The organism is Aminobacter sp. P4_H6_2, assembly GCF_056400805.1.
Genome location: NZ_JBFUKO010000595.1, coordinates 1 through 3,293 on the forward strand (window position 1 = coordinate 1; position 3,293 = coordinate 3,293).

Here is a 3,293-nt window from a genome sequence, read left to right on the forward strand (position 1 = left end):
AGCCGCGCAACACTCCTGCGCCGACGCCCCTCCCACGGCTCTCAAGCCTCTCGAGCGCCCGCACCCCGCCTACCCCGGATATGTCGCCGGTCTGGGTTGCCGAGCCCGGTTTTTCTCGAGGTGAATGGGTCACCCACACCGCATCCAGGATCAGCTTGACTTGGCTAGGCTGATTTGCGTGAGCCAACTCCCAGGAGGGCTGGCAAACGCCGATATGGYCAGCCGTCGCAATTGCGTCTGGCAGGGAATTTCGAACATCGCCGAGCGGAGCTACATGGGCTGGCTCATATGCTGAACCCTGGAACGCGCTTGGTCTTGCCGCTCAACTTGGCGCCAAAGGTCAAAAGTCCGGGAAAGTTCTGCACCAGAGATCCGGCGACAGCTGCCAGGTTCGGGCGCGCAACGACCCGGGCCAAAGCGCCCGCAGCATGGATGCGGACAAGAAACTGCCTTCGCCACAGGGCCGAATATCTTCGCCCGGCACTCTCTCGCAAAACCTTGTCGTGGGCACCGGTGCGAGCGAGTTCCGAAGCGAGCAGCCAGCCGGATTGAATCGCCATCGAGATTCCTTCGGCGACGATTGGATGTGCCTCTCCCGCCAAATTGCCAACGCGGAAAATGTCGTCTTCATAGCAAGAACGGATGCCCGGTCGTATTGGTCCCGCAGCAAGCCAGTTGCCCTCAAGCACTGCCCCAACGATCGTGTTCTCCACGCCTCGACAAGTCGCCGCGACATGCCTGAACACCACATCTCCCGCAGGCCTGCTGCCAGAGGCGGCTCGCACTTTTGCAAGGACATCGCGCCGGATGCAGCAGGAGATCGACAGGCGATCATTGTCGGACCAAACAATGCCGCCATAGCCGCCAGGGAAGACAAACAGAGGCATCAAGTCTTGGGGAAGTTGCGCGCCGCTGAAATGGGCCTTGAACGCGAAAAGGTCAGATGGACTGTGCGTCTTTGACAATCGGCTCGGCAGTTTCTCTGGCTCCCATGACCCGTGTGCCGCGATGACCACGGGAGCGCGAAGCATCAAATCCTTGTTCCCTGACGTTATCCGGACGGCCTGGCACTCGCCGTTTGCGGCTATTTCGACGGCATGCCATGGCTGGAAGACTTCGGCTCCCGCCTTTCGAGCCGCGTCCAGAAGCAGCGTGTCCAGCAGATCCCGACCCAAGGCTCGGCCGTACCCTCCCGCCGAAGTACGCGGCATGGGTGCCTCGATCATTCTCTCGGCAACGAACAGGCCAATGCTGTGAACTTCAGGACCTGCCTCGGCCCGCCAAGCATCCCCCACACCAAACCGGTCCAACAAGGCAAGGTTGGTCGCCGAGATGAATTCGCCGCAGACCTTGCGGCGCGGGAATTCGGTTCTTTCAATGATCGCTACAGTCCAACCTTGTTGGACAAGTCCCAGTGCTGCGGAAGAGCCTGCGGGGCCTGCCCCAATCACGATCGCATCGTAATTCATGCGCGCGCCCCTGACGAAATGTCAGTCGCTGTGAAGACATGGGTGAATGGTCCCGCACGCCACTCTTCGACAAAGCTTCCCGGCACATCTGGCCACAGACTGGATATTTCAGCTCCGCGGAATCCGGCACGGACGCTGGCCGGCGCATCATGCTGGGTGACCTCGTTCGCGCCAATCGCCCGCAGCAGGCGGGATGCGCTCAGGGCTAGGCGGCATCGGCGCGGCTCCGTAGCGAGGAACACACTTGTTTGCGGTCGCAGCTTCAAGAGTAACGTAGCCAGGTCCGCATCCGTGAAATGATGCAGGAACAGATTTGCCGTAGTGACCTCAAAACAAGGATGGTCCTCACGAGCCAACCACTCGAACACGTCGGCCGTCACGGGTTCCACCTGCCAGCCAAGCTTTGCAAAGTCTTCCCGGCGGTCTCGGGTAACGAGGTCGACGCGGTCTAGTAGCGTCAGCTTAACCCGAGGCCAGTACGTCGCCAGCCTGCGCGCGACCTTCAGCATGAATGTGCCGTCACCGGCTCCTATCTCGAGGATATGCGCTGGCGGCACCGAGACATGTCGCCGAAGCAGCCGAACCATCATCCCAACATGAAACATCAGCGCGTTGATGCGAATGAGGTCATGTCTGGAGGCTATCGCCCTCGGGTCGTCGGCTGAAAGGTCGTCGAGAATTTCAGGTGCGATCCGACGACATGTGAGTTCTGTCGACATGTGTTGCTCAGTTGACCGTTTGGAACATCATGGTCTCCGCCGTCAGCCCGGGCCCAAAGGCCATGGCGCAGCCCAGCAGTCCCGAGCGGCTTCCACGGAGCATTTTTTCTACGACAAACATCACTGTGGACGACGACATGTTGCCGTACTCCCGAAGCACTTGGCGCGAAGCATTCAATGCTTCCGGGCCGAGGCCCAGCGCCCGTTCGACTGCGTCGAGAACAGACCGTCCACCCGGGTGTACAGCCCAAAGGCCGACATCCCTAATTGAGGCGTGCGCCAGGATGTCGTTGACATTGCTGGTCAAGGCTTCGTGGATGGCGGCTGGAACCTGGCCGGAAAGGAACATCTCGAAACCGTTGTCGTGGATGCCCCAGGTCATCAAATCCCGTTTGTCCGCAGCCACGACCGCGTGGAAACTTTCGAGGCGGATTCCGTGGGGCTCGGATGTGACAAGTGCTGCTGCGCAACCATCGCCCCAAAGACAGAATGAAAGCAACTTCTCCAAATCGGTGGTCTCGTTGAGATGGAGCGTGCAGACTTCGATGTTTACGGCAAGAACCCGGGCCTTGGGGTCCGACCGAACGATGTGGCGCGCGAGCTTCAGGGCGCTGATAGCCGCATAACAACCCATGAAGCCTATCATCGTGCGCTCGACGGATGTCGGCAGCCCGCACATCGCCACGAGATCGAGATCGATACCTGGGGCGGAAAAACCTGTGCATGTCGTAACAAGAAGATGCGTGATGCGGCCACGGTCCTCGCCAACCAGGAGACGGTCTATGGCCTGTTGCGCGAGCTGGGGCGCAGCAGCTTCGAACATCTCCATGCGCTTGCGCGTCCCGGGAAAAGCGCCGCGAGCAAAGACTTCGCCGACGTCGAGCATCGCGCCGTTGGGATCGGTGGTGGGGGCAAAGCATGAATAGCGGTGTTCAATGCCTGCCTTGTCGGCCATACGAGCGAAAATTGCCTGGCGCCGCGGGTCGTCGGTGAGCAGTGAGGCCGCAAAATCGAGAAAAAATCGATGCACCTCGTGTTCGGGCACAGCGGTTGCGACACGGTTCACATAGGCGTCTGACGACATGGCCATACTCCTGACCTGTAC

Annotated in this window: 3 protein-coding genes; all 3 read right to left on the reverse strand. The window is 60.2% G+C overall.

Features of this window, described 5'->3' with window-relative positions; genetic code table 11:
* Positions 1-284: 284 nt before the first annotated feature.
* The 3 genes from AC1DUU_RS27130 to AC1DUU_RS27140 are packed head-to-tail and all read right to left on the reverse strand — an operon-like array spanning position 285 to position 3,272.
* Positions 285-1,469: an NAD(P)/FAD-dependent oxidoreductase gene (locus AC1DUU_RS27130; RefSeq protein WP_476786453.1), complete on the reverse strand. Its 1,185-nt coding sequence runs from the start codon at positions 1,467-1,469 to the stop codon at positions 285-287.
* Positions 1,466-2,188: a methyltransferase domain-containing protein gene (locus tag AC1DUU_RS27135; protein WP_476786454.1), complete on the reverse strand. Its 723-nt coding sequence runs from the start codon at positions 2,186-2,188 to the stop codon at positions 1,466-1,468. The genes AC1DUU_RS27130 and AC1DUU_RS27135 overlap by 4 nt, the downstream gene beginning before the upstream one ends.
* Positions 2,189-2,195: 7 nt before the next feature.
* Positions 2,196-3,272 carry a type III polyketide synthase gene (locus AC1DUU_RS27140; RefSeq protein ID WP_476786455.1) on the reverse strand — a complete coding sequence of 359 codons (1,077 nt, stop codon included), beginning with the start codon at positions 3,270-3,272 and terminating at the stop codon, positions 2,196-2,198.
* Positions 3,273-3,293 lie beyond the last annotated feature (21 nt).

What these genes read in the sequence shown, in the direction of transcription:
- AC1DUU_RS27135 (WP_476786454.1), bottom strand. Translation starts at nt 2,188, where the DNA reads ATGTCGACAGAACTCACATGTCGTCGGATCGCACCTGAAATTCTCGAC.
- AC1DUU_RS27130 (WP_476786453.1), bottom strand. Translation starts at nt 1,469, where the DNA reads ATGAATTACGATGCGATCGTGATTGGGGCAGGCCCCGCAGGCTCTTCC.
- AC1DUU_RS27140 (WP_476786455.1), bottom strand. Translation starts at nt 3,272, where the DNA reads ATGTCGTCAGACGCCTATGTGAACCGTGTCGCAACCGCTGTGCCCGAA.